Source organism: Pseudomonas sp. AC463 (assembly GCF_979253585.1).
Window position 1 is genome coordinate 176,714 of the sequence record NZ_CEEDDZ010000006.1, and the last position, 26,006, is coordinate 202,719.

Here is a 26,006-nt window from a genome sequence, read left to right on the forward strand (position 1 = left end):
TTCATCCCTGGCTGAACTGCGACGCCAGTTCGCGCAACAACACCTCAGCATCCAACACCTTGCCAACCACTTCCTCCGCCTTGTCCCGGCTCAAGCCCAGACGCTCAAGCAGTGCATCCGGAATCGCCTCATCCGGCCCGGAGCCAATCCCCCGGCTACGCAACAAGCGCACGGCCAGGCACACCAGGTTCGGGTATTCGGCAAACTGACCGTCGTAGGTCGGGTCGTGCTGGAAGCGCAGGGCGGTGGACAGTTCGTCCGGCATGTCCCAATAGCGCATCAGCCAGGCGCCGATCTGTTCTCGGCTGATGCCCAGCAAGTGCTGCTCGACATAGCTGTGGCACAGGTGCGGGTTGACCTCCAGGTGGCGGCAGATCAGCGAGAAGTGCGGCGGGAACACATGCGCCAGCAGCAGGTAGCCGAAATTGTGCAGCAGGCCGGCCAGGTAGGTCAGCCCGGCTTCCGGGCGCTGGGCGCGCGGCATGGCGCGGGTCAGGCCTTCGATCACGGCGGCGGTGTAGATCGACTGGTGCCAGTAAGGCGTGGCCTGGTGCGGGTGGTCCTTGGGCAGGCTCAAGGTCTTGCCCAGGGCCAGGCCCAGTGCGAGGTTGATCACCAGGTCGAAGCCCAGTACGCGCACGATGGCGTCTTCCACTGAGCGAATCTTGCCCGGTGACGCGTAGTACGGCGACGCCGCCCAGCTCACCACTTGGGCGGCCAGGGCCGGGTCGGTTTCGACCACGCCGGTGATGTCATCAATGGTGGCGTTGGGGTCGACGCGCAGCTTGATGATCTTCTGCGCGGTGTCGGCCAGCGGTGGAATCTCGATGGTCGCTTCCAGGCGCTGCTGGATGCGGCGGGCGGTGAACGCCTGCATTGCCTGGGTGATTTCCTCGCGGTCATCATTGGGGCGGTCGAGGTTGGGGCGGATCTTGCTCAACGGCTCGCCAAAGTGCGCGGCGCTGGCTTTGGTGAGCATGCTCTTGAAGTCGTCGCTGCTGATTTCCAGCAGCAGCCCGGCTTCGCCCGAATGCACCAGCAGGCTCGGCTCGTCGAGCAGGCTGCCCTCGTACAAACATGGCGAACTGGTGAGGGGCGGCAGGCCCGGCAGCAGGCTCAGGTCATGCTTGCCCAGCATGCGTTCGACCCGGTCCGGCGACACGGCCGTGAGGCGGCGCCCGGTGAGTTCGGCGAGGCGGTTGAGGTCGAGTAACTGGTTCTGCGGAAACAGCACCATCAGTGCGCCCACCGCATCTTCCAGCAACACGGCCTGGACCTTTCGAGCAGGATTCAGGCCCGGTTGTTCGGCGATTTCCGTGAAGGGGATGGCGAGTTTTGCGAGCAGAGCCCGAATGACCGGCGGGGCGGTCAGTGGGGCTGTGGCGAGGGCAACTTCTGACATGGCCTGATCCAATTTCTTACAGTCCACGAAGTATAACCAGCTTGATACAGAGGGTGGTCGCTTAAGTGAGTCAGGCGTCACACTTGGCCGTATTGCTGCCCATGTCGCAGCCAGCGATCCAGCAATGGGCTGACATGTTCCGGCCAGCGCTCCAGCAGCGCTTGCGCCGCATCACGCACGGCGGGCAGCAGGTCGGCGTCGCGCATCAGGTCGGCGACCTTGAATTGCAGCAGGCCGGTCTGGCGAGTACCGAGCATTTCACCGGGGCCGCGCAGTTCGAGGTCTTTTTCGGCGATGACAAAACCGTCGTTGGTCTCGCGCATAATGCCCAGGCGCTGGCGGCCGATCTGCGACAGTGGCGGGTGGTAGAGCAGCACGCAGTGGCTGGCCGCGCTGCCCCGGCCGACGCGGCCGCGCAGTTGGTGCAGTTGCGCCAGGCCAAGGCGCTCGGGGTTCTCGATAATCATCAGGCTAGCGTTGGGTACGTCCACGCCGACTTCGATCACCGTAGTGGCCACCAGCAGTTGCAGGTTGCCGGCCTTGAATTCGGCCATCACCGCGGCTTTTTCCACCGGCTTCATGCGCCCGTGGATCAGCCCGACCTTGAGTTCACCCAAGGCGCTGGTGAGGTCTTCATAGGTGGTTTCGGCGGCCTGGCAGGTCAGTTCTTCGGACTCTTCGATCAGCGTGCACACCCAGTAAGCCTGGCGGCCCTCGGCGCAGGCGCCGCGCACGCGTTCGATCACTTCGACGCGGCGGGTGTCGGTGACCAGCACGGTGTTGACCGGCGTACGGCCGGGCGGCAGTTCGTCGAGGATCGAGGTGTCGAGGTCGGCGTAGGCGCTCATGGCCAGGGTGCGCGGGATCGGGGTGGCGGTCATGATCAGCTGGTGCGGGTTCATCCGCCCGCCCACGCCTTTCTGGCGCAGCGCCAGGCGTTGCTGCACGCCGAAACGGTGCTGTTCGTCGATGATCACCAGGGCCAGGTTCTTGAACTTCACTTCGTCCTGGAACAGCGCGTGGGTGCCCACCACCATCGGTGCGCCGCCAGCGATCTGTTCCAGCGCCGCCGCGCGGTTCTTGCCCTTGAGCTTGCCGGCCAGCCACGCCACTTCCAGGCCCAGGGGTTCGAGCCAGCGCTTGAAGGTGATGAAGTGCTGCTCGGCGAGGATCTCGGTGGGCGCCATCAGCGCCACTTGGTAACCGGCTTCCAATGCCTGCAAGGCGGCGAGGGCGGCGACCACGGTTTTGCCGGCGCCGACGTCACCCTGGATCAGGCGCAGCATGGGTTCTTTCTGGCTGAGGTCGTAGGCGATTTCATTGCCGACGCGCTGCTGGGCACCGGTCGGCGCAAAGCCCAGGTTGGCCAGGTACTGCGCAGGCAGGCGCGTGGCCTTGGGCATGGCCGGCGCGCGCAGCGAGCGCATGCTCTCGCGCAGGCGTTGCTGGGACAGTTGGTGAGTCAGCAGCTCCTCGAAGGCCAGGCGATGCTGGGCCCAGTGATGGCCGAGGGCCAACTCATCGACATCGGCGTCGGCGGGCGGGTGATGCAGGTAGCGAATCGCATCGTCCAGGGGCGCCAGTTGGTAGTCGCGGGCCAGCTCCAGGGGCAGCCAGTCGGGCAGGCTTTTTGGGCCGAGCATCGTCAGGGTCTGCATGCACAGCTGGCGCAGGCGCTGCTGGGTCAGGCCTTCGGTGAGCGGGTAGATGGGTGTGAGGGTGGTGTCCACCGGTGGTGGCTCGTCGCCGGTAATGGCGCGGTATTCCGGGTGGTAGATTTCCAGGCCCGAGGCGCCGGGCCGCGCTTCGCCATAGCAGCGCACGCGGGTGCCACGCTTGAGGCCGTCCTTCTGCGCGTTGCTGAAATGATAGAAGCGCAGGCTGAGGCCGCCGGTGCCATCCTGCAGGCGCACCACCAGGCTGCGGCGCTTGCCCATCACCACATCGGCGCCGCTGACGGTGCCTTCGACCACCGCGTCCTGCCCCGGCCGCAACTGCCCGATGGGCACCACGCGGGTGCGGTCCTGATAACGCAGGGGCAGGTGGAACAGCACGTCCTGGAGATTTTCCAGGCCGACCTTGGCCAGCTTTTCGGCCATGGCTTCACCGACACCTTTAAGGGCGGTGACCGACACCTGCGACAGCTCAGTCATACGTCTAATCAGCTCGCAGCAGGCGGCTTGGCCACCGAACACAGGCGGATCGAGTCGGCGAGGATCTCAATCGCCTTGGGCCGCGGGAAGCTGGCGCGCCAGGCAATCGCCACGGTGCGGAACGGCACCGGCGGCGTGAGTGGGCGCACTTCAATCACGCCCGGGGCGTAGTGATGGCTGTCCACCGCCGACAGCGGCAGGATCGAAATACCCAGGCCGGAGGCGACCATGTGGCGAATGGTTTCCAGGGAGCTGGATTCCACGGTGGTGTGCTTGGCGCCGTCGTTGCCCTTGGTCAGGGTCGGGCAGGCTTCGAGCACCTGGTCGCGGAAGCAATGGCCTTCGCCCAGCAGCAGCAGGCTCTTGTCGTTGAGCAGGCCGGCGTCGATGCTTTCTTTTTGCGTCCACGGGTGGGTGGCCGGCATCAGCACGTAGAACGGCTCGTCGTAGAGCTGAAGGGTGAGCACGTCCGCCTCGTTGAAGGGCAGGGCGATGATGATCGCGTCCAGCTCGCCGTTGCGCAGTTTGTCGCGCAGCACGTGGGTGAAGTTTTCTTCGATATACAGCGGCATCTGCGGCGCGACGCGGTGCAGTTGCGGGATCAGGTGCGGGAACAGGTACGGGCCGACGGTGTAGATGGCGCCGACTTTCAGCGGTGCAGTCAGCTGGTTCTTGCCGGCCTGGGCCAGTTCGCGAATGCTTTGGGCCTGCTCCAGGACCTTCTGGGCCTGGGCAACGATGCCTTCGCCCACCGGAGTGAGGCGCACGGCGCTCTTGCTGCGCTCGAAAATCAGCACACCGAGTTCGTCTTCAAGCTTTTTCACACCCACCGACAGCGTCGGCTGGCTGACGTGGCAACGCTCGGCCGCGTGGCCGAAGTGCTGCTCTTGGGCGAGGGTAACGATGTAGCGTAATTCTGTAAGAGTCATAGCGAGCGTCCATGAGGTTGCGGGCCAAGCATACCGGCTGCAATCGATAGACGCACGTTATCAGAACTTTGAACGGGATTGAGTGGGGAGTTAGAGGGATTTGAGCATGTGCACATGCAAATGTGGGAGGGGGCTTGCCCCCTCCCACATTGCCCCGCGTCCGCCTTTAGCGGTTGCGCCTCTCGATGTTGTACACAAACGGTGCAACGATCTCGATGCTGCCGCTTTTCACCATGTCGGCCGGTGGTTTTGGCAGCGGCTGGGCACGACGGATCATGTCCAGGGTCGCGCGGTCCAGGTCGGCGTTGCCGGAGCGGCCTACCAACTCGTAGGACAGCACGTTGCCCTCTGCATCGACCACGAAGCGCAAGCGGTTCAGGCCTTCCTTGCCACGGGCCTGGGCGCCTGGCGGGTACTTCTTGTACTTCTGCAGGTGCGCCAGCAGGGTGCCTTCCCAGGACGCTTTGGCAGCGATCTGTTGTGGCGATGGGCCTGGAACCGGCTGGGCTGATTTCTCAGCGGGTGCTTTGGTCGGCGGCGCGTCGCTCGGTGGCTCCTCGGACGGTTTCTCCTTGGGCGGCTCGATCTTCTTCTCCACCGGCTTCGGTGGTTGAGGTTTGGGCTTGGGCTTGACCTGCTTGGGCACCTGGATCGTCGGCTTGGGTGCCTCGGCCAGTTTCGGCAAAGGCAACTCTTCCACCGGTGCCGGCGGTTGCGGCGGCGTTATGACTTTAGGCGGTGCCGGAGGCGGCGGTGCAGGCATCGGCGCCAGGTCGATGACCATGGCAGCCGGTGGCAACTGCACCGTGTGCGGCGCCGACCAATGGAGCGCGATGGCAATCGCGACGGCATGCACGCCCAGCACGACGGCGAGGCTGGTGCCATAACGCGTCAGTTTGTGGCGCGTCGTGATCATTTTTTGGCTGCCGTCTCGAGTCCGACCAGGCCGACCTTGAGGTAACCGGCTGCCCGCAGGGCATCCATCACGCTCATCAGGTCGCCGTAGTCCACGCCTTTGTCAGCCTGGAAGAAGATCGTCGTGTCTTTCTTGCCTTGGGTCTTGGCATCCAGCACCGGGCCCAGGGTTTCAGCTTTGACTTCTTCTTCGCCCAGGAACAGGCGTTGGTCCGCCTTGACGCTGAGGAAGATCGGTTTCTCCGGCCGCGGCGCCGGCTTGGCGCTGGAGGCGGGCAGGTCGACCTTGATGTCCACGGTGGCCAAGGGTGCCGCCACCATGAAGATGATCAGCAGCACCAGCATCACGTCGATAAACGGCGTAACGTTGATTTCGTGGTTCTCGACGAGTTCGTCGTCGCCTTGATTCAAATGCAGGCCCATGGCCGATTACCCCACTTTCACCATGTGCGGTTGCGAGCTGCGCTCGGTAGGCAGGTGATCGAGGTCGCGGCTGACCAGCAGCAGGACTTCTGCCGACGCGTCCGATACCTGGGCCTTGTAGCCGGCGATCGAACGGGCGAAGACGTTGTAGATCACCACCGCAGGAATCGCTGCAACCAGGCCCAGGGCGGTTGCCAGCAAGGCTTCGGCGATGCCTGGGGCAACGACGGCGAGGTTGGTGGTTTGGGTTTTGGCGATGCCGATGAAGCTGTTCATGATGCCCCACACGGTACCGAACAGGCCGACGAAGGGCGCGGTGGAACCGATGGTTGCCAGCACGCCGGTGCCGCTGCTCATGTTACGACCGCAGGCCGCAACCAGGCGCTCCAGGCGGAAGGCCACACGCTCCTTGATACCTTCTTTTTCGCGGGTGTTGGCCGACAGGCGCATTTCTTCCAGCGCGTCGTGCACCAGGGTGTTGGCCAGGGTGCCCTTTTTGGTCGCCGTTTCGCTGGCTTCCTTGAGGGTGGTGGCCTTTTTCAGGTGGACGATTTCAGTGCGCAGACGACGCTTGGCGCCCAGCAGCTCGAAGCCTTTGGCGATCCAGATGGTCCAGGTGATGATCGAGGCGATGGCCAGGCCGATCATCACGGCTTTCACCACCACGTCAGCGTTCTGGTACATGCCCCATGGGGACAGGTCGTGGGCCATGCCCAGGGTGTTGTCTTCTTCCAGCACCACGCCGGTTTCGTCGGCAGAGGCGGCCGGGTTGGCAGCCTGGGCCGGGTCGGTGGCCGCTGGGGCAGCAGCTGGCGCCGCGGTGCTTTGCTCGGCTGCCGGTGCAGTAGCAGGGGCGGCGGCGTCAGCGAATGCGGCGGTCGGTGCCAGCAGTACGCTGAACAGCAGCGCAGCAATCGCGCGCCAGGCGCGGGAGGGGCTGTGAAGCGTGGTTGGCGAAGCGGGGGTTGTATTACGTGTCATGCTGGCCGGACCTGAGAGGAAAAATGAGTGATCGTCCTTCCAGACCCGGAGGGGGTCGAGGACAAATGGGCCGTTATTATTGCAAGTAATTCTTGTTAACAGAAGTAATACAGTAACTTTATTTGTCATTTTTATGGCCGCCGGTCAGCTGCGAAGGCTAACCTAGACCTTTCTGTACGGAGTTTTCTGATGTCTGCGCCTTCTGTTGTGATTGCCGGTTGTGGCGATGTGGGTAGTCGGCTGGCTAGCCAATTGCTCGCCTCGGAATGGGAGGTTCACGGGCTGCGCCGTGATATTTCGCGCCTGCCAGGCGGTGTCATCGGCATTGCCGGCGACCTGTTCAAAAAGGATTGCCCTGACACCTGGCCGATTGGCGGGGTGGATTACCTGGTGTATTGCGCGGCTGCCACAGACCATGACGAGGCCGGGTATCGCGCGGCTTACGTGCAAGGGTTGAAGCACGTGCTGGAGTGGTTGGACGACTACGGGCAGACGCCTAAACATCTGCTGTTCGTATCCAGCAGCAGCGTCTATGGGCAGCAGAATGGGGAGTGGGTCGATGAAACTTCCGAAACCCACGCCCAGGGCTATTCCGGCCAGGTCATGCTGGAAGCCGAGCAGGTCGCGCTCGATAGTGGTATCCCGGCAAGCATCGTGCGCCTTACCGGCATCTATGGCCCGGGCCGCGAGTGGTTGTTGACCCAGGTTCGCCAAGGCTATCGCGTGGCCACCGACCCTCCTTTATATGGCAACCGGATTCACGCAGAGGATGCCGCTGGCCTGCTGGCTTTTTTGTTGCGGCATGTGGAGCAAGGCGGGGCGTTGGACAAGGTCTATATCGGCGTCGACGATGCGCCCGCGCCACTGGCCGAAGTGGTGGGCTGGTTGCGCGAGTACCTGGGGGTGACCGAGTGGTCCGAGGACGCCAGCGTGCGGCGTGCTGGCAGCAAGCAATGCAGCAATGCCCGTGCGAAGGCGTTGGGTTGGGCGCCGACGTATCCGACCTATCGCGAAGGGTATGCGGCGATCCTAAAAGGCTGAAACGCAGTGCAAAAATGTGGGAGCGGGCTTGCTCGCGAAAGCGGTGTATCAGAAACACATTCAGTGACTGACACTCCGCATTCGCGAGCAAGCCCGCTCCCACATTTGGATTTGGGTGAGGCGGATTACTGCTTTTCAAGCAGCCATTGGCGAGGGCCGGGCGTAAACGAAGGCACTTCATCCGCCTGCGCGGTATTGACCGCCTGGAAGATTTCCAGCTGTTTGCCCTTGCGCACAAAGATCCACGGGTTGCCCTGGCCGTTCAGTTGCAGCCAGATGCTGTCGTAGCCGCCGCTCATGGAGGCGCAATCGCCCGCCAGGCACAGGGAATAGCGATCGACGTTAGGCAGGCCGGCGACCTTGCCGTCGGCCTGGAACTGTACGATGGCGCCGCTGCCGAAGCCGTCGGCGATTTTCCAGTCGCCGCCCATGTAGGCCGCGTAAAGCGCCCGCTCGAAGTTTGCGCCCAGTGGCGCACCTTCCGGGGCGGGGTCCTTGGCGCGGGCGAACAGTTGTTCGGGCTCGTTGTCATTGGCGACTTGCAGCAATTGCTTGCCTTTGCGCTTCAATTCGGTGGCGGAGCTGCCGTAAAAGTCCACGCTCCAGGCGCCGGATTTTTCACCGAGCAACTTGCCTTCAGCCACTTCAAAACCGTTGTAATAGCGTGCCTGCGAAGCCTTGGTGTTGACCTCCCACTCGAGGTTCGGGCCATAGGTCTGCAGGGCTTCACGCAAAGGACCGCCCTTCGCTGCCGCATTGATGGCGACCTGGTTGATCCAGGTGCCGCTCACATCAAGGTCGGCAGGGTTGCTGGCGCAGCCGCCGAGCAGCAGGGCGAGCAACGAAGAAGCTACAAGCGCTTTGCGCATCATGAAATCCTTCTGAAACGAAGTCGGCGCAGCCTGTGCAGGCTGCGCCGGGTGTTTTACTCGATGACCAGGATCGCGTCCATCTCAACCTGCGCACCCTTTGGCAGGGCAGCAACGCCGATGGCGGCGCGGGCTGGGTACGGCTGTTCGAAGTACTTGCCCATGATCTCGTTGACCTTGGCGAAGTGGCTCAGGTCGGTGAGGAAGATGTTCAGTTTGACGATGTCCTTGAACGAACCACCGGCAGCTTCGGCAACCGACTTGAGGTTTTCGAAGACCTGTACGGTTTGTGCTTCGAAGCCCTCAACCAGTTCCATGGTCTTTGGGTCCAGCGGGATCTGGCCGGACATGTAGACGGTGTTGCCCGCCTTGATCGCCTGGGAGTAGGTGCCGATGGCGGCCGGGGCCTTGTCGCTGGTGATAACAGTCTTGGTCATGAGTGACTCCTTGTAATAGAACGGCTATGCACGCATGCGGGTGATGCGGATCACTCCGGTCAGGGCGCGCAGTTTCTTGATCACGCGGGCCAGGTGCACACGGTCGTGCACGCTGACCACCAGCTGGACCACGCTGATGCGGCCATCGCGTTCATCCATGCTGATTTTTTCGATATTGCCGTCGGCCGCGTTGACGCTGCTGGCCAGCAGCGCGATCAGGCCGCGCTGGTGCTCCAGCTCCACGCGCAGCTCGACGTTGAATTCGCCGGTGACATCCTTGGCCCAGGAGAGTTGGATGCATTTCTCCGGGTTGTGGCGGATTTCGGTGATGTTGCGGCAGTTGTCCAGGTGCACCACCATGCCTTTGCCCGCCGACAAGTGGCCGACAATCGGGTCGCCCGGGATCGGCGTACAGCATTTGGCATAGCTGAGTACCAAGCCTTCGGTGCCGCGAATCGCCAGCGGGCCTTCCGGGCTTGGCAACTGCTCGCCTTCGCCGAGCAGGCGGCGGGCGACTACATAGGCCATGCGGTTGCCCAGGCCGATATCTTCCAGCAGGTCTTCGATGGTTTCCTGGCGATACTCGTGGAGCATCGCTTGCACGCGCTCTGTAGGAATCTTGTCCAGGGCGCTATCGAAACCGTTAAGCACTTTGTTCAGCAGGCGTTCGCCGAGGCTGATGGATTCGGAGCGACGTTGCAGTTTCAGGGCATGGCGGATGTGGGTGCGCGCCTTGCCTGTGACCACGAAGTTGAGCCACGCCGGGTTCGGGCGCGCGCCCGGTGCGCTGACGATTTCCACTGTGGAGCCGCTTTGCAGCGGTTCGGACAGCGGGGCCAGGCGACGATTGATCCGACACGCAATGCAGCTGTTGCCGACGTCGGTGTGCACCGCGTAGGCAAAGTCGACCGCCGTGGAGCCTTTGGGCAGCTCCATGATCCGGCCTTTGGGCGTGAACACGTAGACCTCGTCCGGGAACAGGTCGATCTTCACGCTTTCGATAAATTCCAGGGAGTTGCCGGCGCGTTGCTGCATTTCCAGCACGCCCTTGACCCACTGGCGGGCGCGGGCGTGGGTGCCTTTTGGCTGCTCGTCGCCGCTGGATTTGTACAGCCAATGGGCGGCGATACCGTTGTTGGCCATCTCTTCCATTTCGCGGGTGCGGATCTGGATCTCGATCGGTACTCCGTGCATACCGAACAGCGTTGTATGCAGCGACTGATAGCCGTTGGCCTTGGGAATCGCGATGTAGTCCTTGAAGCGCCCCGGCAGGGGTTTGTACAAATTATGTACAGCGCCCAGCACCCGGTAGCAGGTGTCGACCTTGTCGACGATGATCCGGAACGCGTACACGTCCATGATCTCGTTGAAGGCCCGGCGCTTGCCGCGCATCTTCTTGTAGATGCCGTAGATGTGTTTCTGCCGGCCGCTGACTTCGCCTTCAATTTCGTCGATCGCCAGGCAATGGCTCAGCGACTCTTCGATCTTGTTGACGATTTCCTTGCGGTTGCCCCGGGCGCGCTTGACCGCCTGGTAGATACGCGCCGAACGCATCGGGTGCATGGCCTTGAAACCGAGGTCTTCGAACTCGATACGAATGGCGTGCATGCCCAGCCGGTTGGCGATGGGCGCGTAGATTTCCAGGGTTTCCTTGGCGATGCGCCGGCGTTTTTCGCCGGAGAGCACTTCCAGCGTGCGCATGTTGTGCAGCCGGTCGGCCAGCTTGACCAGGATCACCCGAATGTCGCGGGCCATGGCCATGGCCATCTTCTGGAAGTTTTCCGCCTGGGCTTCGGCCTTGGTCTCGAAGTTCATCTGGGTCAGTTTGCTGACCCCGTCGACCAGTTCGGCCACGGTTTCGCCAAATTGCGCACTGAGCGCTTCCTTGGCAATGCCGGTGTCTTCGATCACGTCATGCAGCATCGCAGCCATCAGGCTCTGATGGTCCATGTGCATGTCGGCCAGGATATTTGCCACCGCAAGAGGATGCGTGACATACGCCTCGCCACTGCGGCGGCGTTGGCCGTCGTGGGCTTGTTCGGCGTAGAAATACGCTCGGCGGACCAGGTTGACCTGGTCTGGGCCGAGGTAGGTCGATAAGCGATCGGCGAGGGCGTCTATGCTCGGCAAAGGAAAAACTCCTGCCGAAGGCTGTGACCCCGCGCCGTGCTACGTCGACCAGGCATAGGCTTAGACGGCCTCGTTGGACTCGTCCTCGAACGCTGCAAACAGCGGTTCGTCTTGAACGATTTCCTGTTCGGCAATGAACTCGTAGCTCATCAGGCCTTCAGCGATTTCGCGCAGGGCTACAACGGTAGGCTTGTCGTTTTCCCACTGGACCAGGGGCTCTTTGCCGCCAGTGGCCAGTTGACGGGCACGCTTGGTAGAGAGCATGACCAGCTCAAAGCGGTTATCCACGTGTTCTAGGCAGTCTTCAACGGTTACGCGGGCCATGGTATTCCTCGGAGCGAATGCAAGATGCGCGCTGCCCGGTTGGGCGAGCGGACTAAACAGTTTAAAAAATCACCAGCGTTTAGGGAAGCGCTGATTTTCCCCACGCTCTCGCAAAACCGCTACAAGTGCCAATGTAAAGCCCTTGCAGCGGTTTTGGGAAGAGCCAATCAGCCGAGCAGTTCGGCGAGTAATTTGCCGAAACGTTGCTGTTGGCGCTTTTGCTGGAGCTGATTGGTGCGGAAAATCGCCTTCAAGTCATCCAGCGCGTGGGAAAAATCGTCGTTGATGATCAGGTAGTCGTAGTCGACATAGTGGCTCATTTCGCTGACAGCTTCACGCATGCGGCCTTCGATGATCTCGTCGCTGTCCTGGCCTCGGTTGGTCAGGCGCTGGTGCAAGGCTTCCAGCGAGGGCGGCAGGATGAAGATCGAGCGCGCCTTGGGCATCAGCTGGCGTACTTGCTCGGCGCCCTGCCAGTCGATTTCCAGGATCAGGTCGTGGCCTTCGTCCAGGGTCTGTTGCAAGTGGCTTTGCGAGGTGCCGTAGAGGTTGCCGAAGACTTCGGCGCGCTCGAGGAAGTCGCCGTGCTCGATCATCTTGACGAACTCGGTGCGCTCGACGAAGTGATAGTGCACGCCGTTCACCTCACCCGGGCGCATGGCACGGGTGGTGTGGGACACCGAGATGCGGATCTGCTCGTCGGCGTCGGTCAGGGCCTTGACCAGGCTGCTCTTGCCCGCGCCCGAAGGCGCGGAAATGATGTAAAGGGTGCCGGTGCTGTGGGTCATGGAAGTTGCCTTACTCAATATTCTGTACTTGTTCGCGCATCTGCTCGATCAACACTTTGAGGTTGACCGCAGCCGTGGTGCTGCGCGGGTCAAAAGCCTTGGAGCCAAGTGTATTGGCTTCACGGTTGAGTTCCTGCATCAGGAAGTCCAGGCGCCGACCAGCGGCGCCGCCGGACTTGAGCACGCGGCGCACTTCAAGGATGTGGGTGCTCAGGCGGTCCAGCTCTTCGGCGACGTCGCTCTTTTGGGCCAGCAGCACCATTTCCTGTTCCAGCCGCACGGGGTCGAGGTCGGCCTTCATGTCGGTGAAGCGGTCGAGGACCTTCTGGCGCTGGGTCGCGAGCATTTGCGGTACCAGCTCGCGCAGGGTCACCACGTCTTCTTCGATGGAGGTCAGGCGCTCGCTGATCAGGCGGGCCAGCTCGGCGCCTTCGCGCTCGCGGCCAGCCTTGAGCTCCTTCAAGCCTTGGTTGAACAGGGCCAGGGCTTCGGCGTTGAGGGCTTGCGGGTCGGTGGCGTCGGCCACCAGTACGCCAGGCCAGGCCAGTACTTCCAGCGGGTTCAGGGCTGCGGGCTGCTTGATCAGGCTGGCGATGGTTTCGGCGGCAGCGACCAGTTGCGCGGCGCGGTCGCGGTCGACCTGCAGCGGCTTGCCGGTGGTTTCCTCGGTAAAGCGCAGGGTGCATTCCAGCTTGCCGCGCGAGATGCCCTGGCGCAGCGCTTCACGTACGGCGCCTTCGAGGTCGCGGAAGGATTCCGGCAGGCGCAGGTGCGGCTCCAGGTAACGGCTGTTGACCGAGCGCAATTCCCAGCTCAGGGTGCCTTGTGCGCCGGCTTTTTCGACGCGGGCGAAGGCGGTCATGCTGTGCACCATGGAGGTACCTCGCGTTGCAGTCCCGTAAAAACGGGCTGATGGTTAAGAAGGCGCAGGATTGTAGCGCAGTGGGACGAGCGCGCCCAAACGCGAGCATTCGTAACCGAATTTTTTAGAAGTGCCCCGAATCGGCTCGCGGCTCTATAATGCTCGGCAGTTTTTCGTCCTCCGTACAGGTATCCCCTATGAAACGTCCAAGTGGTCGCGCTGCCGATCAGCTCCGCTCGATCCGCATCACCCGCAACTACACCAAACACGCCGAGGGATCCGTACTGGTCGAGTTTGGCGATACCAAGGTTATCTGCACCGTCAGCGTTGAAAACGGCGTGCCGCGTTTCCTTAAAGGCCAGGGCCAGGGTTGGTTGACCGCCGAATACGGCATGCTGCCGCGCGCCACCGGCGAGCGTAACCAGCGTGAAGCCAGCCGTGGCAAGCAAGGCGGGCGCACCCTGGAAATCCAGCGCCTGATCGGCCGTTCCTTGCGCGCTGCGCTGGATATGTCCAAGCTGGGCGACGTGACCCTGTACGTCGATTGCGACGTGATCCAGGCGGACGGCGGCACCCGTACCGCGTCCATCACCGGCGCCATGGTGGCCCTGGTCGATGCGCTTAAAGTGATCAAGAAGCGTGGCGGCCTCAAGGGCGGCGACCCGCTCAAGCAGATGATCGCCGCTGTGTCGGTGGGCATGTACCAGGGCGAGCCAGTGCTGGACCTGGACTACCTGGAAGACTCGGCCGCCGAGACTGACCTGAACGTCGTGATGACCAGCACCGGTGGTTTCATCGAAGTGCAGGGCACCGCCGAAGGCGCGCCATTCCAGCCGGCCGACCTGAACGCCATGCTCGCCCTGGCGCAGAAAGGCATGACCGAAATCTTCGAACTGCAGAACGCCGCCCTGGCCGACTGAGCCTGCCTCAAGGAGAAGCGCCATGAATGACAGCCAAATGCCGGTGCCTACGCCTTCCTACGAAGTGCGCCAGGGAGCGATGTTGTGTCATCTCGCGGCGTTTCTGGGGTTTGTGTTCCCCTTCGGCAGTGTCGTCGGGCCGCTAATCCTGTGGCAGATGAAGAAGGAAAAGGACCCGTTCATTGATGATCAGGGCAAGGAAGCCTTGAATTTCCAGATCACCGTGGCCATCGCCTGGATGACTTGCATCGTGCTGGCCTTCGCAGTGATCGGGTTTTTCCTGATGTTTGCCCTGGCCATCGCCACTGTGGTGCTGACGATCATCGGCAGCATCAAGGCCAACAAGGGGATTGCCTATCGCTATCCCTTGACCTGGCGTGTGATCAAATAATGAGCGCCCACAAAAAAACCGACAGCGATGTCGGTTTTTTTGTGCCTGGGAAAAGACCTCAGATGGTCAGTGTCCAGTCGTAGTCCACGATCAGCGGCGCGTGCTGCGAGAAGCGCGGCTGACGCGGCAAGCGTGCGCTGCGAACGAACCGGCGCAGACCCGGGGTCAGCAACTGGTAGTCGAAACGCCAGCCCAGGTTGAGCATCTCGGCCTGTTCGTTATCCGGCCACCAGCTGTACTGGTCGCCTTCACGGCTGACTTCACGCAGGGCATCCACATAGCCCATGTTGCCGACAATCTCGTCCATCCAGGCCCGTTCCGGCGCGAGGAAGCCCGGGGATTGCTGGCTGTCGCGCCAGTTCTTGATATCCAGCTTCTGTTGCGCCACGTAGAGCGAGCCACAATAAATGTACTCGCGACGTTTGCGCCGCTGTTTATCCAGGTAACGGGCGAAGTCGTCCATTAGCTTGAACTTTTGGTTCAAGTCTTCATCGCCGTTCTGCCCCGAAGGAAGCAGCAAGGTCGCGATGCTGACCTTATCGAAATCGGCTTGCAGGTAGCGCCCGTAGCGGTCGGCTGTCTCGAAGCCGAGGCCGCTGATGACCGCCTTGGGTTGCAACCGCGAGTACAAAGCCACGCCACCTTGGGTGGGCACTTCGGCATCGCAGGCATAAAGGAAGTAGCCATCCAGTTGGAAGGCTGGGTCGTCCAGTTCAAAGGCGGAGGCGCGGGTATCCTGCAGGCAGATGACGTCGGCATTCTGGGCTTGCAGCCAACTGAGCAAACCACGCTCGACTGCAGCCTGAATACCATTAACGTTCACACTGATGATCCGCATAAATGGCCCCAAAAATCGCGTGCGTGTATGATACACGCCGTCTACCTAATTAGCTAAATCCGTGGTATCTGAGGCTTTTTTCATGCAGGCGTATCAACGCGATTTCATTCGTTTTGCCATCGATCGCGGCGTTTTGCGCTTCGGTGAGTTCACTTTGAAGTCCGGGCGCACCAGCCCGTACTTCTTCAATGCAGGCTTGTTCAACTCGGGTTCGGCCCTGGCTCAGCTGGGTCGTTTCTACGCGGCAGCCATCGTTGAAAGCGGTATTTCCTTCGACGTGCTGTTTGGCCCGGCGTACAAGGGTATCCCTCTGGCGGCCGCTACCGCCGTGGCCCTGGCCGAACATCATGGGCAGGACCTGCCGTGGTGCTTCAACCGCAAGGAAGCCAAGGCCCATGGCGAAGGCGGTAGCCTGGTGGGCGCGCCGCTGACCGGCGACGTGCTGATCATCGACGACGTGATTACCGCCGGCACCGCCATCCGTGAGGTGATGCAGATCATTGCTTCCCAGGACGGCGCCAAGGCGGCCGGCGTGCTGATCGCGCTGAACCGCCAAGAGCGCGGCAATGGTGAGTTATCGGCGATCCAGGAAGTCGAGCGTGATTTCGGCATTCCGGTGGTGAGCATTGTGTCGTTGAACCAGGTGTTGCAGTTCCTGGAAGATGATCCGCAGCTCAAGCAGCATTTGCCGGCGGTGCGGGCGTACCGCGAGCAGTTTGGCGTGTAACACAGCCCTCCCACATTTGATCTCCATCGTTTTCAAGATCTGCAAACAAAAAGCCCCCGCTCAATTGAATTGAGTGGGGGCTTTTTGTTTGCAGCGTTTAAGGACGTTTGCGGTTGCTGATCAGCGTACCCACACCGGTATCGGTGAAGATTTCCAGCAGGATCGCATTCGGCACGCGGCCATCCAGGATCAGCGAGCTGCCGACGCCGCCTTGCACCGCTTCCAGCGCGCAACGGATCTTCGGCAGCATGCCGCCGTAGATGGTGCCGTCGGCGATCAGCTCGTCCACCTGTTGGGTGTTCAAGCCGGTCAGCACCTTGCCTTCCTTGTCCATCAGGCCGGCGATGTTCGTCAGCAGCATCAGCTTTTCAGCCTTCAGCGCCTCGGCCACTTTGCCTGCCACCAGGTCGGCGTTGATGTTGTAGGACTCGCCGTTGGCACCCACGCCGATGGGCGCGATCACCGGGATGAAATCGCCCTTGACCAGCAGGTTCAGCAAGTCGGTGTTGATGCCGATCACTTCGCCCACTTGGCCGATGTCGATGATCTCCGGCTGGGTCATTTCCGGCGTCTGGCGGGTAACCGTCAGTTTTTTCGCGCGGATCAGCTCCGCATCCTTGCCGGTCAGGCCGATCGCGCTGCCGCCGTGGCGGTTGATCAGGTTGACGATGTCCTTGTTGACCTGGCCGCCGAGGACCATCTCCACCACGTCCATGGTCTGCGCGTCAGTGACGCGCATGCCATCGATGAAGTGACTCTCGATCGACAAGCGCTTGAGCAGGTCACCGATCTGCGGGCCGCCACCGTGCACGACCACCGGGTTGATCCCCACGGCTTTCATCAACACGATATCGCGGGCAAAGCCGGTTTTCAGCTCGTCGCTTTCCATGGCATTGCCGCCGTACTTGATCACCAGCGTCTTGCCGACGTAGCGTCGAATGTAAGGCAACGCTTCGGACAGGACCTTGGCGGTGTTGGCAGCGGCTTCGCGTTCGAGGGTCATTCAGGGCTCCGGTAAAAAATCAGAACGGTAATTGGAGATCAGGGGCAACACGTTTCAACTGGGCGTGGAACACGTCCTTGATGCGCTGCAACTCAGCCTCGGTATCCGCCTCGAAACGCAGGACCAGCACCGGTGTGGTGTTGGACGCGCGAACCAGGCCCCAGCCTTTGGCGTAATCGACTCGCACACCATCAATGGTGGTCAGGTTGGCGCCTTCGCCCCATTGCGCATCGTGCAGTGCGTCAATGATGCTGAATTTGCTCTCCTCGGTCACATGGATATTGATCTCTGGCGTAGAAATATCATTCGGGAAGGTCTGAAACAGCTCCTGCGCCGTGGATTTTTCCTTGCTGAGGATCTCCAGCAGACGCGCGGCGCTGTAAATGCCGTCGTCAAACCCGAACCAGCGCTCCTTGAAGAACACGTGACCGCTCATTTCACCGGCCAACAGGGCGCCGGTTTCCTTCATTTTCTTTTTGATCAACGAGTGACCGGTCTTCCACATTAGCGGACGGCCGCCATATTCCTTGATCAGCGGCGTGAGGCGGCGGGTGCATTTGACGTCGAAGATGATTTCGGCGCCTGGGTTGCGTGCCACCACGTCGCGGGCAAACAGCATCAGCAGGCGGTCCGGGAACACGATTTCGCCGGTTTCGGTCACCACGCCCACACGGTCGCCGTCGCCGTCGAAGGCCAGGCCCACGTCAGCCCCGGTTTCCTTGACCTTGGCGATCAGGTCCACCAGGTTTTCAGGCTTGCCCGGGTCCGGGTGGTGGTTGGGGAAGTGGCCGTCGACCTCGCAAAACAGCGGGATGACTTCGCAGTTCAGCGCTTCGAGCAGTTGCGGGGCGATCACGCCGGCCGCGCCGTTGCCGCAGTCCACCACCACTTTGAGGCGGCGTGCGAGCTTCACGTCACGGGTGATTTCGTCAGAGTAGCGCTGCAGGATGTCGACTTTAGTGATGCTGCCGGTGCCGCTGGTCAGGTCGTTTGTCTTCAGGCGGGTGTGCAGGGCCTGGATCTGTTCGTTGGCGAGGGTGTCGCCAGCGATGACGATCTTGAAGCCGTTGTAGTCCGACGGGTTGTGGCTGCCGGTGAGCATCACCCCGGATTTGCCGGCCAGCACGTTGGCGGCGTAGTAAAGCGCAGGCGTCGGCACCAGGCCCACGTCGCTGACATGGCAGCCGCTGTCGGCCAGGCCCTGGATCAGTTGTTCCACCAGCTCGGGGCCGGATAGGCGACCGTCACGGCCGACCGAAACGTTCGGCTCACCCTGGGCCAGGCTCTGTGAGCCGATGGCGCGGCCGATCCAGTAGGCGGTTTCGGCGGTCAGGGTCTTTGGCACTACGCCACGGATGTCGTAGGCGCGAAAGATGCTGTCGGGGAATGTCGGGGCTACTCGGGCTGCGGTACTCATCGCGGGGGGAAACTCCATCTGAAGGGGGCAAGGCGGGCCTTAAAGTGGCTGGCCGGCAGGCTCAAACTGAAGGGTATGACGACGTTTTCGGCAGAGAGTTCGTGGTGCGCAAATGCCATCGGAGCCTGGGCTCCGTCTTTTTGTTGGCGTAATGCATTGATTTCTCTGGGGAAATCTCGCTTGGAAAATCCGCGCATTCTTCATCCTGAAAAGCCCTGCGGGGGCGTCAGCCGGGCAAAAGCGCCCGGCCAGATTCAGCTTAGTCAGTGGCTGCCGGAATGCCCAAAGCCACCTGCACCGCGTTGTGTTTCATCAAATTCCGAAACCAGTTCGAAATGCGCCTGCACCACCGGTACGAGAACAAGCTGGGCGATGCGCTCGCCGACCGCGATGTTGAATGCGGTCTGGCCACGGTTCCAGCACGACACCATCAGCTCGCCCTGGTAGTCCGAATCGATCAGGCCCACCAGGTTGCCAAGCACGATGCCGTGTTTGTGGCCCAGGCCGGAGCGCGGCAGGATCAGCGCGGCCAGGCCCGGGTCGCCGACGTAGATCGACAGGCCGGTAGGGATCAGGAGGGTCTGGCCCGGCTCAAGCACGGTGTCTTGCTTGAGCATGGCGCGCAGGTCCAGGCCCGCGGAGCCAGGGGTGGCGTAGGCCGGCAGTGGGAATTCGGTGCCGATGCGTGGGTCGAGGATCTTGGCTTGCAAAGCGTGCATGGAAATTAAACCTGGTTCAGCCGTTGGGCGATAAAAGAGATCAGCTGGCGGGCAATCTTGCCCTTGCTGGTCTGGGCGAAAAGGGTGGCGTGCAGCTCGCGGTCGATCACGCTGCAGGCGTTTTCCTCGCTGTTGAAGCCGATGCTCGGGTTGGCGACATCATTGGCAACGATCAGGTCGAGGTTTTTGTCTTTCAATTTGCGTGCGGCGTAATCCAGCAGGTGTTCGGTCTCGGCGGCGAAACCGACGCTGAACGGACGGTCCGGACGCGTGGCGATGGTGGCCAGGATGTCCGGGTTGCGCACCATTTGCAGGAGCAGGCCGTCGCCGCTCGTAGGATCTTTCTTGAGCTTTTGCGGGGCAACGACTTCCGGTCGGTAGTCTGCTACCGCTGCCGAAGCGATAAACAGATCGCAAGGAATGGCTGCCTCACAGGCCGCCAACATGTCTCGGGCGCTGACTACGTCGATTCGCGTGACGCGATCGGGGGTCGGCAAATGCACCGGGCCGGTGATCAATGTAACGCGTGCGCCTGCCTCAACCGCCGCTTCGGCCAGGGCAAAGCCCATTTTTCCTGAGCTATGGTTGGTGATGTAGCGCACCGGGTCGATGTTTTCCTGGGTCGGGCCGGCGGTGATCAGTACGTGCTTGCCGGTCAGGGCCAGGTGCTGGAAGCACTCGGCGGCGCACAGCGCCAGGTCGGTGGCTTCGAGCATGCGGCCCATGCCCACGTCGCCGCAGGCCTGGCTGCCGGACGCCGGGCCGAACACCTTGAGGCCACGGCTTTGCAGCAGTTGCGTGTTGGCTTGGGTGGCCGGATCGCGCCACATGGCCTGGTTCATGGCCGGGGCGATGGCGACGGTGGCGTCGGTAGCCAGTACCAGGGTGGTCAGCAGGTCATCGGCGATGCCTTGGGCCAGGCGCGCGATCAGGTCGGCAGTGGCCGGGGCGATCAGCACCAGGTCGGCCCATTTGGCCAGTTCGATATGGCCCATGGCGGCTTCGGCGGCCGGGTCCAGCAGGTCCAGGTGAACCGGGTGGCCGGACAAGGCCTGCATGGTCAGCGGGGTGATGAACTCACTGCCGCCACGGGTCATGACCACGCGCACTTCGGCGCCCTGGTCAAGGAGCCTGCGGACCAGCTCTGCGCTCTTGTAGGCGGCAATGCCGCCGCCGACGCCGAGAACGATGCGTTTCCGATACAGACGCTGCATTGGTTTGCCTTTCCAGTTCAGTGATGCCAGTTCAATGGCGCGTGCGATGCCCCCTCCCCAGGTGAAATCGCATGCAAAAAAGAGGGCCTACGATAACACAGCGCCTGCCGGGCAACAGCGGCGCACATGCACACGGAGGTGGGATGAGTATTCGCGATTGGCCTGTGGCGGAGCGTCCACGGGAGAAGCTTCTGGAGTGGGGCGCGGCTAGCCTTTCCGACGCCGAGCTATTGGCGATTTTCCTGCGGACCGGGGTTTCCGGGCGCAGTGCGGTCGACCTGGCACGGCACCTGCTGGCGCAGTTCGGCGGCCTGCGCCCATTGTTGGACGCCAGCCAGACCCTGTTCAGCCAGCAACTGGGGCTTGGTCCGGCGAAGTTTGCGCAGTTGCAGGCGGTGCTGGAAATGTCCAGGCGCCACATGGCCGAACGGCTGCGCGGTGATTCCGTGCTGGAAAGCCCGGTGGCTGTGCGTAATTACCTCAAGGCGCTGTTGCGTCATGAGGCCCACGAGGTCTTCGGCTGCTTGTTCCTCGACTCCAGGCACCGGGTGCTGGGCTTCGAGGCCATATCCCAGGGTACGATCGATGCCGCCATGGTGTACCCGCGGCAGGTGGTGAAGCGTGCACTGGCTTACAACGCGGCGGCGCTGATCCTGTGTCACAACCACCCATCGGGCAGCCTGGAGCCGAGCGCGGCTGATCGAAAATTAACCAAAGTCCTGCAGAAGGCCTTGGAAATGGTGGACGTGCGGGTGCTCGATCACATCATCGTGGGCGATGGTGACCCGCTGTCGATGGCGGAATATGGGTGGATTTAGGCCCGCCCCAGCGGGGCGAGCCGGGGGCTCAGGGTTTGACGCTGACCTTGGAGAAATCCTGGCGCCCGAACGGGCTCACCTGGTACCCCTCGACATTCTTGCGCGCCAGGGCAAACGCGGTCGGGTGCGCCAGCGGCAGCCACAGCGCCTGCTGCTGGATCTGCGCCTGGGCCTGTTGATACAGCTTGCTGCGCACGCCTTGCTCGCTGGTGGTCTTGCCGGCGCTGATCAGCTTGTCCAGCGCCGGGTCGCAGTAGCGGGCGAAGTTGGTGCCGGACTTGACCGCCGCGCAGGAGAACTGCGGGGTCAGGAAGTTATCCGGGTCGCCGTTGTCGCCGGCCCAGCCCATGAACAGCAGGTCGTGCTCGCCGGCTTTGGCGCGGCGAATCAGCTCGCCCCATTCGATCACGCGGATCTCTGCCTGGATGCCGACCTTGGCCAGGTCCGCCTGCAGCAATTGCGCGCCGAGATTCGGGTTGGGGTTCAGCAGGCTGCCGGTAGGGCGGGTCCAGATGGTGGTCTTGAAGCCGTCCTTGAGCCCGGCGCGGTCCAGCAGGGCCTTGGCCTTGGCGAGGTCCTGTGGATAACCCGGCAGGTCCTTGGCGTAGCTCCAGGTGTTGGGCGGGTACGGGCCATTGGCTGCTTCGGCGGTGCCTTCGAAGACGGCCTTGAGGTAGCTGGCCTTGTCGAAAGCCAGGTTGATCGCCTGGCGCACTTCGGGCTTGTCCAGCGGCGGGTGCTGGCTGTTGATGGCCACAAAAGCGGTCATGAACGCTGCGGTTTTTTCCACCTTGAGCGCCGGGTCTTTTTCGGCCTCGCCCACATCCAGCGGCTTGGGCGACAGGGCGATCTGGCACTCATCGCGCTTCAGTTTCTGCAAGCGTACGTTGGGGTCGGTGGTAATCGCGAAGATCAAGTTATCCACAGCCGGTTTGCCGGCGAAGTAGTCCGGGTTGGCCTTGTAGCGAACCACGGCGTCTTTCTGGAAGCGGCTGAAGATGAACGGCCCGGTGCCGATCGGCTGGCTGTTGAGCTTTTCCGGGGTGCCGGCCTTGAGCAGTTTGTCGGCGTATTCGGCCGGGTAGATCGAGGCAAAGCCCATGCTCAGGGCGGCTAGGAAAGTGGAGTCGGCGTGATCCAGGGTGAAACGCACGGTCAGCGGGTCGAGGGCGTCGATCTTCTTGATCAGCGCGGGCAATTGCAGGGACTGCGCATGGGGGAAGCCGCTTTGGGCGATCTTGTGCCACGGGTGCGCCGGGTCGAGCATGCGCTCGAAGCTGAAGCGCACGTCTTCGGCAGTCAGGGTGCGGCTTGGGGTGAAGTACTCGGTGCGGTGGAATTTCACGTCCGGGTGCAGTTTGAAGGTGTAGGTCAGGCCATCCGGCGAAACGTCCCAGCTGTCTGCCAGGCTAGGCACCAGCTTGCCGCTGGCGGCGTCGTAATCCACCAGGCGGTTCATCAGCACGTCGGCCGAGGCATTGGTGGTGGTCAGCGAGTTGTATTGCACCACGTCGAACCCTTCGGGGCTGGCCTCGGTGCAGACGCTCAGGTTGCTGGCGGCAGAGGCCAGCGGGGCGATAAAGAGAGGGGCTAGCAATAGCGGTAGGGCAGCGAGGCGCATGTTCGGGTTCCTTTGCAGATCGAAGGCCCATCTGCGAGTGCAGTCTGGAAAAGTCCTACCGTAGTGGTCTGATTGATAAATGACTAGCCCATTTTTGCCTGTGCTTTTGCGTCAAATGCTGTTTTGATGGCGCCTCAGCGCGTTTCGCCGTGCGCATTCCTGTGCGGGCGGGCGCTGTAAATCATTCTGTGCGACGAGCGGTCGGCTGTTACAGCGGCCCCTCCTGGCAACGGTTCGGGCGTCTGTCGCCGAGATTTACGCCAGTAAAAACACACGGGCTGTTGTTGCACCTGGGTCTTTCTGGTATAAAGCAGCGCTCTTTTCTAGGGGCCCGGTTCCTTCACTGTAGGTGTAGCCGGTAAGACCCTTAAAGAAACGCGGCGCCTGGCGCCAAATGACTGAGAGATTAAGCGGCCAACCCATGCCGGGTTGGGCATGTGGTTTTAGAGGGCTGAGGCATGTCGAGAGTCTGTCAAGTTACCGGTAAGGGTCCGGTGACTGGGAATAACATTTCCCACGCAAATAACAAAACCCGTCGTCGTTTCCTGCCGAACCTGCAGCATCACCGCTTCTGGGTTGAAGAAGAGAAACGTTTTGTTCGCCTGCGTGTATCTGCCAAAGGCATGCGTATCATCGACAAGCGTGGCATCACTGTCGTGCTGGCCGAAATCCGCGCCGCTGGCAAGATCTAAGGAGCTCTATCATGCGTGAATTGATTCGAATGATCTCTAGCGCCGGTACTGGTCACTTCTACACTACCGACAAGAACAAGCGTACTACCCCGGACAAGCTCGAAAAGAAAATGTTCGACCCGCGCGTTCGCAAGCACGTGATCTACAAAGAAGGCAAAATCAAGTAATTGATTTTCCTCCTTATGAAAAAGCCCGTCTCTCACGAGACGGGCTTTTTTTTGCCTGCGATTTGCTGATCAGGCTTTCTGTTCGAACACCACGTAGATCTTGCGGCATGGCTCCAGCACTTCCCAAGTGCCGCTGAACCCGGCGGGAATCACGAAGCGGTCGCCGGCGCGCAAGGTCTTGGCGTTACCCTCGGCATCGCGCAGCACGGACACACCTTGCACAATCTCGCAATATTCGTGCTCGGTGTAGTTGACCTTCCACTGCCCGACTTCACCTTCCCAGACCCCGGCGCTCATCTGGCCGCACGGGCTGTTGTAGTGGTTGTAGAGGGTTTGCTCGGGGTCGCCCTTGAGGATTTTTTCCGCGGCAGGGCGGTAGCGTTCGGGGGCGGTGCTGGCTTGGCTGAAGTCGACGATGTCCTGGATGCTCATGTGCGTGTCCCGTCTGGCCTGCGGTTGGAGAGCCCAAAGTCTATGTTTATTAAAATGAACATCGCAAGGGCGTTTACCGGCGTTATGTCAAATATATTGAAACACCCCCAGCCGCTGGTTTAGGGTGGCAGCTGCCTTGAGCCGAACAGCAGGCTGGCCGGGCAAAGAATTCTTTGAGGCTGCCGGGGGACATCGCCTGGCCCTTGTATTCAACAAGAGGAGGACACTCGCATGACCACCCTGACCCGTGCCGACTGGGAACAACGCGCCAAGGATCTGAAGATCGAAGGCCGCGCGTATATCAATGGCGAATACACCGCCGCTGTTTCCGGTGACACCTTCGAATGCATCAGCCCGGTCGATGGCTGTCTGCTGGCCACCATTGCCAGTTGTGACGCCGCCGACGCCCAGCGCGCCGTGGAAAATGCCCGCGCTACCTTCAATTCCGGTGTCTGGTCGCGCCTTGCGCCGGCCAAGCGCAAAGCTGCCATGATCCGTTTCGCCGCGTTGCTCAAGGCCAACGCCGAAGAGCTGGCGCTGCTCGAAACCCTGGACATGGGCAAGCCGATCAGCGATTCCCTGGGCATCGACGTGCCGGGCGCCGCCAATGCCCTGAGCTGGAGCGGCGAAGCGATCGACAAGATCTACGACGAAGTCGCCGCCACCCCGCACGACCAACTGGGTCTGGTGACCCGCGAGCCGGTGGGCGTGGTCGGCGCCATCGTGCCGTGGAACTTCCCGTTGATGATGGCCTGCTGGAAACTCGGCCCGGCGCTGTCCACCGGCAACTCGGTGATCCTCAAACCTTCGGAAAAATCCCCGCTGACTGCAATCCGCATCGCGGCACTGGCCGTTGAAGCCGGCATCCCAAAAGGCGTGTTCAACGTGCTGCCGGGCTACGGCCACACCGTGGGCAACGCGCTGGCGCTGCACATGGACGTCGACACCCTGGTGTTCACCGGTTCTACCAAGATCGCCAAGCAACTGTTGATCCGCTCCGGCGAGTCGAACATGAAGCGTGTATGGCTGGAAGCCGGCGGCAAGAGCCCGAACATCGTGTTCGCTGACGCGCCGGACCTGCAAGCCGCCGCCGAATCCGCCGCCAGCGCCATCGCCTTCAACCAGGGCGAAGTCTGCACCGCAGGTTCGCGCCTGCTGGTGGAGCGCTCCATCAAGGATAAATTCCTGCCGCTGGTGATCGAGGCCCTCAAAGGCTGGAAGCCAGGCAACCCGCTGGACCCGGCGACCAACGTCGGCGCCCTGGTGGACACCCAGCAGATGAACACTGTGCTGTCCTACATCGAAGCCGGGCATGCCGACGGCGCCAAGCTGGTCGCAGGCGGCAAGCGCACCCTGGAAGAAACCGGTGGCACCTACGTTGAACCGACGATTTTCGACGGCGTGACCAACGCGATGAAGATCGCCCAGGAAGAGATCTTCGGCCCAGTGCTGTCGGTGATCACCTTCGACAGTGCCGAGGAAGCGATCAAGATCGCCAACGACACCGTTTACGGTCTGGCCGCAGCGGTATGGACGGCGGATATCTCCAAGGCGCACCTGACCGCCAAGGCTCTGCGCGCCGGTAGTGTGTGGGTCAACCAGTACGACGGCGGCGACATGACCGCACCGTTTGGTGGCTTCAAGCAGTCGGGCAATGGCCGCGACAAGTCGCTGCATGCGTTCGACAAGTACACCGAGCTGAAGTCGACCTGGATCAAGCTGTAAGCAACACCGCAGTACAAATGTGGGAGGGGGCTTGCTCCCGATAGCAGTGGATCAGGCACCACCAGTGC

The 26,006-nt window shown here is 61.9% G+C and carries 26 protein-coding genes and 1 pseudogene; 8 read left to right on the forward strand and 19 right to left on the reverse strand.

Translation table 11 applies throughout. The features are described 5' to 3' along the window. Window position 1: 1 nt before the first annotated feature. The 6 genes from AC0IYH_RS09515 to exbB all read right to left on the reverse strand — a co-directional run bounded on the left by AC0IYH_RS09515 (window position 2) and on the right by exbB (window position 6,803). Window positions 2-1,402 carry an aminoacyl-tRNA deacylase and HDOD domain-containing protein gene (locus tag AC0IYH_RS09515; RefSeq protein ID WP_116627002.1) on the reverse strand — a complete coding sequence of 467 codons (1,401 nt, stop codon included), beginning with the start codon at window positions 1,400-1,402 and terminating at the stop codon, window positions 2-4. A gap of 77 nt (window positions 1,403-1,479) precedes the next feature. Continuing rightward, window positions 1,480-3,555 carry an ATP-dependent DNA helicase RecG gene (recG, locus tag AC0IYH_RS09520; protein ID WP_122774521.1) on the reverse strand — a complete coding sequence of 692 codons (2,076 nt, stop codon included), beginning with the start codon at window positions 3,553-3,555 and terminating at the stop codon, window positions 1,480-1,482. An 8-nt stretch (window positions 3,556-3,563) separates the two neighbouring features. Next, window positions 3,564-4,484, reverse strand: coding sequence for a hydrogen peroxide-inducible genes activator (locus AC0IYH_RS09525; protein WP_116627000.1), 921 nt, complete (start codon window positions 4,482-4,484; stop codon window positions 3,564-3,566). 166 nt (window positions 4,485-4,650) lie between these two features. Next, window positions 4,651-5,400: an energy transducer TonB gene (locus AC0IYH_RS09530; RefSeq protein ID WP_116626999.1), complete on the reverse strand. Its 750-nt coding sequence runs from the start codon at window positions 5,398-5,400 to the stop codon at window positions 4,651-4,653. Then, window positions 5,397-5,822, reverse strand: coding sequence for a TonB system transport protein ExbD (exbD, locus tag AC0IYH_RS09535; protein ID WP_003195519.1), 426 nt, complete (start codon window positions 5,820-5,822; stop codon window positions 5,397-5,399). The genes AC0IYH_RS09530 and exbD overlap by 4 nt, the downstream gene beginning before the upstream one ends. A 6-nt stretch (window positions 5,823-5,828) precedes the next feature. Then, window positions 5,829-6,803 (reverse strand): tonB-system energizer ExbB, encoded by a 975-nt coding sequence (gene exbB / locus AC0IYH_RS09540; protein WP_116626998.1) that lies wholly within the window; start codon window positions 6,801-6,803, stop codon window positions 5,829-5,831. A gap of 189 nt (window positions 6,804-6,992) precedes the next feature. On the opposite strand from exbB, the gene AC0IYH_RS09545 reads away from it, so the two are divergent. Then, window positions 6,993-7,844 carry an SDR family oxidoreductase gene (locus AC0IYH_RS09545; protein ID WP_116626997.1) on the forward strand — a complete coding sequence of 284 codons (852 nt, stop codon included), beginning with the start codon at window positions 6,993-6,995 and terminating at the stop codon, window positions 7,842-7,844. 125 nt (window positions 7,845-7,969) lie between these two features. Here AC0IYH_RS09545 and AC0IYH_RS09550 read toward each other — a convergent pair whose 3' ends face one another. The 6 genes from AC0IYH_RS09550 to AC0IYH_RS09575 form a co-directional block, all read right to left on the reverse strand. Continuing rightward, on the reverse strand, window positions 7,970-8,713 hold the full coding sequence (locus AC0IYH_RS09550; protein ID WP_116626996.1) for a hypothetical protein: 744 nt from the start codon (window positions 8,711-8,713) through the stop codon (window positions 7,970-7,972). A 56-nt stretch (window positions 8,714-8,769) separates the two neighbouring features. Then, window positions 8,770-9,150, reverse strand: coding sequence for a RidA family protein (locus tag AC0IYH_RS09555; RefSeq protein WP_003176922.1), 381 nt, complete (start codon window positions 9,148-9,150; stop codon window positions 8,770-8,772). A 24-nt stretch (window positions 9,151-9,174) separates the two neighbouring features. After that, the gene (gene spoT, locus AC0IYH_RS09560; protein ID WP_078050739.1) at window positions 9,175-11,280 is read right to left on the reverse strand and encodes a bifunctional GTP diphosphokinase/guanosine-3',5'-bis pyrophosphate 3'-pyrophosphohydrolase; all 2,106 of its coding nucleotides are present in this window, start codon (window positions 11,278-11,280) and stop codon (window positions 9,175-9,177) included. A 60-nt stretch (window positions 11,281-11,340) separates the two neighbouring features. Next, window positions 11,341-11,604 carry a DNA-directed RNA polymerase subunit omega gene (gene rpoZ, locus AC0IYH_RS09565; RefSeq protein ID WP_060753671.1) on the reverse strand — a complete coding sequence of 88 codons (264 nt, stop codon included), beginning with the start codon at window positions 11,602-11,604 and terminating at the stop codon, window positions 11,341-11,343. Between the two features lie 167 nt (window positions 11,605-11,771). Further along, entirely contained in the window at window positions 11,772-12,392 is a 621-nt protein-coding gene (gene gmk, locus AC0IYH_RS09570) for a guanylate kinase (RefSeq protein ID WP_032884410.1), read from the reverse strand. Window positions 12,393-12,402: 10 nt separating this feature from the next. Further along, window positions 12,403-13,266 carry a YicC/YloC family endoribonuclease gene (locus AC0IYH_RS09575; RefSeq protein WP_471834027.1) on the reverse strand — a complete coding sequence of 288 codons (864 nt, stop codon included), beginning with the start codon at window positions 13,264-13,266 and terminating at the stop codon, window positions 12,403-12,405. A gap of 185 nt (window positions 13,267-13,451) precedes the next feature. On the opposite strand from AC0IYH_RS09575, the gene rph reads away from it, so the two are divergent. Both rph and AC0IYH_RS09585 read left to right on the forward strand, forming a co-directional pair. After that, entirely contained in the window at window positions 13,452-14,174 is a 723-nt protein-coding gene (rph, locus tag AC0IYH_RS09580) for a ribonuclease PH (protein ID WP_003213280.1), read from the forward strand. 22 nt (window positions 14,175-14,196) lie between these two features. Continuing rightward, a complete protein-coding gene (locus AC0IYH_RS09585; RefSeq protein WP_116626994.1) occupies window positions 14,197-14,565 on the forward strand; it encodes a DUF4870 domain-containing protein in 369 nt (122 codons plus the stop codon). A gap of 58 nt (window positions 14,566-14,623) precedes the next feature. Here AC0IYH_RS09585 and AC0IYH_RS09590 read toward each other — a convergent pair whose 3' ends face one another. Then, complete coding sequence (locus AC0IYH_RS09590) at window positions 14,624-15,403, reverse strand: exodeoxyribonuclease III (RefSeq protein WP_003195493.1); 780 nt, start codon at window positions 15,401-15,403, stop codon at window positions 14,624-14,626. Between the two features lie 82 nt (window positions 15,404-15,485). On the opposite strand from AC0IYH_RS09590, the gene pyrE reads away from it, so the two are divergent. Continuing rightward, the gene (pyrE, locus tag AC0IYH_RS09595; protein WP_003195489.1) at window positions 15,486-16,130 is read left to right on the forward strand and encodes an orotate phosphoribosyltransferase; all 645 of its coding nucleotides are present in this window, start codon (window positions 15,486-15,488) and stop codon (window positions 16,128-16,130) included. A gap of 97 nt (window positions 16,131-16,227) precedes the next feature. Here the strand turns inward: pyrE and argB are convergent, their stop codons facing one another. The 4 genes and pseudogenes from argB to coaBC form a co-directional block, all read right to left on the reverse strand. After that, window positions 16,228-17,133 carry an acetylglutamate kinase gene (argB, locus tag AC0IYH_RS09600; RefSeq protein WP_471834030.1) on the reverse strand — a complete coding sequence of 302 codons (906 nt, stop codon included), beginning with the start codon at window positions 17,131-17,133 and terminating at the stop codon, window positions 16,228-16,230. Window positions 17,134-17,152: 19 nt separating this feature from the next. Then, window positions 17,153-18,574: pseudogene (locus tag AC0IYH_RS09605) on the reverse strand (phosphomannomutase/phosphoglucomutase); the annotation flags it as partial. 239 nt (window positions 18,575-18,813) lie between these two features. Then, on the reverse strand, window positions 18,814-19,269 hold the full coding sequence (gene dut, locus AC0IYH_RS09610; RefSeq protein WP_116626991.1) for a dUTP diphosphatase: 456 nt from the start codon (window positions 19,267-19,269) through the stop codon (window positions 18,814-18,816). 5 nt (window positions 19,270-19,274) lie between these two features. Beyond that, the gene (gene coaBC / locus AC0IYH_RS09615; RefSeq protein WP_015886530.1) at window positions 19,275-20,483 is read right to left on the reverse strand and encodes a bifunctional phosphopantothenoylcysteine decarboxylase/phosphopantothenate--cysteine ligase CoaBC; all 1,209 of its coding nucleotides are present in this window, start codon (window positions 20,481-20,483) and stop codon (window positions 19,275-19,277) included. 143 nt (window positions 20,484-20,626) lie between these two features. Between coaBC and radC the strand changes: the two genes are divergently transcribed. Then, entirely contained in the window at window positions 20,627-21,301 is a 675-nt protein-coding gene (gene radC, locus AC0IYH_RS09620) for a RadC family protein (protein ID WP_116626990.1), read from the forward strand. Between the two features lie 28 nt (window positions 21,302-21,329). Here radC and AC0IYH_RS09625 read toward each other — a convergent pair whose 3' ends face one another. Then, on the reverse strand, window positions 21,330-22,922 hold the full coding sequence (locus tag AC0IYH_RS09625) for an ABC transporter substrate-binding protein (RefSeq protein ID WP_471834033.1): 1,593 nt from the start codon (window positions 22,920-22,922) through the stop codon (window positions 21,330-21,332). Between the two features lie 458 nt (window positions 22,923-23,380). Here AC0IYH_RS09625 and rpmB point away from each other — a divergent pair, with 458 nt between their 5' ends. Both rpmB and rpmG read left to right on the forward strand, forming a co-directional pair. Next, window positions 23,381-23,614 (forward strand): 50S ribosomal protein L28, encoded by a 234-nt coding sequence (gene rpmB, locus AC0IYH_RS09630; RefSeq protein WP_003176907.1) that lies wholly within the window; start codon window positions 23,381-23,383, stop codon window positions 23,612-23,614. 11 nt (window positions 23,615-23,625) lie between these two features. Next, window positions 23,626-23,781: a 50S ribosomal protein L33 gene (rpmG, locus tag AC0IYH_RS09635; RefSeq protein ID WP_003176906.1), complete on the forward strand. Its 156-nt coding sequence runs from the start codon at window positions 23,626-23,628 to the stop codon at window positions 23,779-23,781. Between the two features lie 69 nt (window positions 23,782-23,850). On the opposite strand, the gene AC0IYH_RS09640 is transcribed toward rpmG, so the two are convergent. After that, window positions 23,851-24,213 carry a cupin domain-containing protein gene (locus AC0IYH_RS09640; protein WP_116626988.1) on the reverse strand — a complete coding sequence of 121 codons (363 nt, stop codon included), beginning with the start codon at window positions 24,211-24,213 and terminating at the stop codon, window positions 23,851-23,853. Window positions 24,214-24,444: 231 nt separating this feature from the next. Here AC0IYH_RS09640 and AC0IYH_RS09645 point away from each other — a divergent pair, with 231 nt between their 5' ends. Beyond that, window positions 24,445-25,938 (forward strand): aldehyde dehydrogenase, encoded by a 1,494-nt coding sequence (locus AC0IYH_RS09645; protein ID WP_471834036.1) that lies wholly within the window; start codon window positions 24,445-24,447, stop codon window positions 25,936-25,938. The last annotated feature ends 68 nt before the right edge of the window (window positions 25,939-26,006 follow it).

Excerpts from the sequence above, each read along its gene's own strand:
- AC0IYH_RS09515 (WP_116627002.1), bottom strand. The coding sequence starts at position 1,402 with ATGTCAGAAGTTGCCCTCGCCACAGCCCCACTGACCGCCCCGCCGGTC.
- recG (WP_122774521.1), bottom strand. The coding sequence starts at position 3,555 with ATGACTGAGCTGTCGCAGGTGTCGGTCACCGCCCTTAAAGGTGTCGGT.
- AC0IYH_RS09525 (WP_116627000.1), bottom strand. The coding sequence starts at position 4,484 with ATGACTCTTACAGAATTACGCTACATCGTTACCCTCGCCCAAGAGCAG.
- AC0IYH_RS09530 (WP_116626999.1), bottom strand. The coding sequence starts at position 5,400 with ATGATCACGACGCGCCACAAACTGACGCGTTATGGCACCAGCCTCGCC.
- exbD (WP_003195519.1), bottom strand. The coding sequence starts at position 5,822 with ATGGGCCTGCATTTGAATCAAGGCGACGACGAACTCGTCGAGAACCAC.
- exbB (WP_116626998.1), bottom strand. The coding sequence starts at position 6,803 with ATGACACGTAATACAACCCCCGCTTCGCCAACCACGCTTCACAGCCCC.
- AC0IYH_RS09545 (WP_116626997.1), top strand. The coding sequence starts at position 6,993 with ATGTCTGCGCCTTCTGTTGTGATTGCCGGTTGTGGCGATGTGGGTAGT.
- AC0IYH_RS09550 (WP_116626996.1), bottom strand. The coding sequence starts at position 8,713 with ATGCGCAAAGCGCTTGTAGCTTCTTCGTTGCTCGCCCTGCTGCTCGGC.
- AC0IYH_RS09555 (WP_003176922.1), bottom strand. The coding sequence starts at position 9,150 with ATGACCAAGACTGTTATCACCAGCGACAAGGCCCCGGCCGCCATCGGC.
- rpoZ (WP_060753671.1), bottom strand. The coding sequence starts at position 11,604 with ATGGCCCGCGTAACCGTTGAAGACTGCCTAGAACACGTGGATAACCGC.
- gmk (WP_032884410.1), bottom strand. The coding sequence starts at position 12,392 with ATGACCCACAGCACCGGCACCCTTTACATCATTTCCGCGCCTTCGGGC.
- AC0IYH_RS09575 (WP_471834027.1), bottom strand. The coding sequence starts at position 13,266 with ATGGTGCACAGCATGACCGCCTTCGCCCGCGTCGAAAAAGCCGGCGCA.
- rph (WP_003213280.1), top strand. The coding sequence starts at position 13,452 with ATGAAACGTCCAAGTGGTCGCGCTGCCGATCAGCTCCGCTCGATCCGC.
- AC0IYH_RS09585 (WP_116626994.1), top strand. The coding sequence starts at position 14,197 with ATGAATGACAGCCAAATGCCGGTGCCTACGCCTTCCTACGAAGTGCGC.
- AC0IYH_RS09590 (WP_003195493.1), bottom strand. The coding sequence starts at position 15,403 with ATGCGGATCATCAGTGTGAACGTTAATGGTATTCAGGCTGCAGTCGAG.
- pyrE (WP_003195489.1), top strand. The coding sequence starts at position 15,486 with ATGCAGGCGTATCAACGCGATTTCATTCGTTTTGCCATCGATCGCGGC.
- argB (WP_471834030.1), bottom strand. The coding sequence starts at position 17,133 with ATGACCCTCGAACGCGAAGCCGCTGCCAACACCGCCAAGGTCCTGTCC.
- dut (WP_116626991.1), bottom strand. The coding sequence starts at position 19,269 with ATGCACGCTTTGCAAGCCAAGATCCTCGACCCACGCATCGGCACCGAA.
- coaBC (WP_015886530.1), bottom strand. The coding sequence starts at position 20,483 with ATGCAGCGTCTGTATCGGAAACGCATCGTTCTCGGCGTCGGCGGCGGC.
- radC (WP_116626990.1), top strand. The coding sequence starts at position 20,627 with ATGAGTATTCGCGATTGGCCTGTGGCGGAGCGTCCACGGGAGAAGCTT.
- AC0IYH_RS09625 (WP_471834033.1), bottom strand. The coding sequence starts at position 22,922 with ATGCGCCTCGCTGCCCTACCGCTATTGCTAGCCCCTCTCTTTATCGCC.
- rpmB (WP_003176907.1), top strand. The coding sequence starts at position 23,381 with ATGTCGAGAGTCTGTCAAGTTACCGGTAAGGGTCCGGTGACTGGGAAT.
- rpmG (WP_003176906.1), top strand. The coding sequence starts at position 23,626 with ATGCGTGAATTGATTCGAATGATCTCTAGCGCCGGTACTGGTCACTTC.
- AC0IYH_RS09640 (WP_116626988.1), bottom strand. The coding sequence starts at position 24,213 with ATGAGCATCCAGGACATCGTCGACTTCAGCCAAGCCAGCACCGCCCCC.
- AC0IYH_RS09645 (WP_471834036.1), top strand. The coding sequence starts at position 24,445 with ATGACCACCCTGACCCGTGCCGACTGGGAACAACGCGCCAAGGATCTG.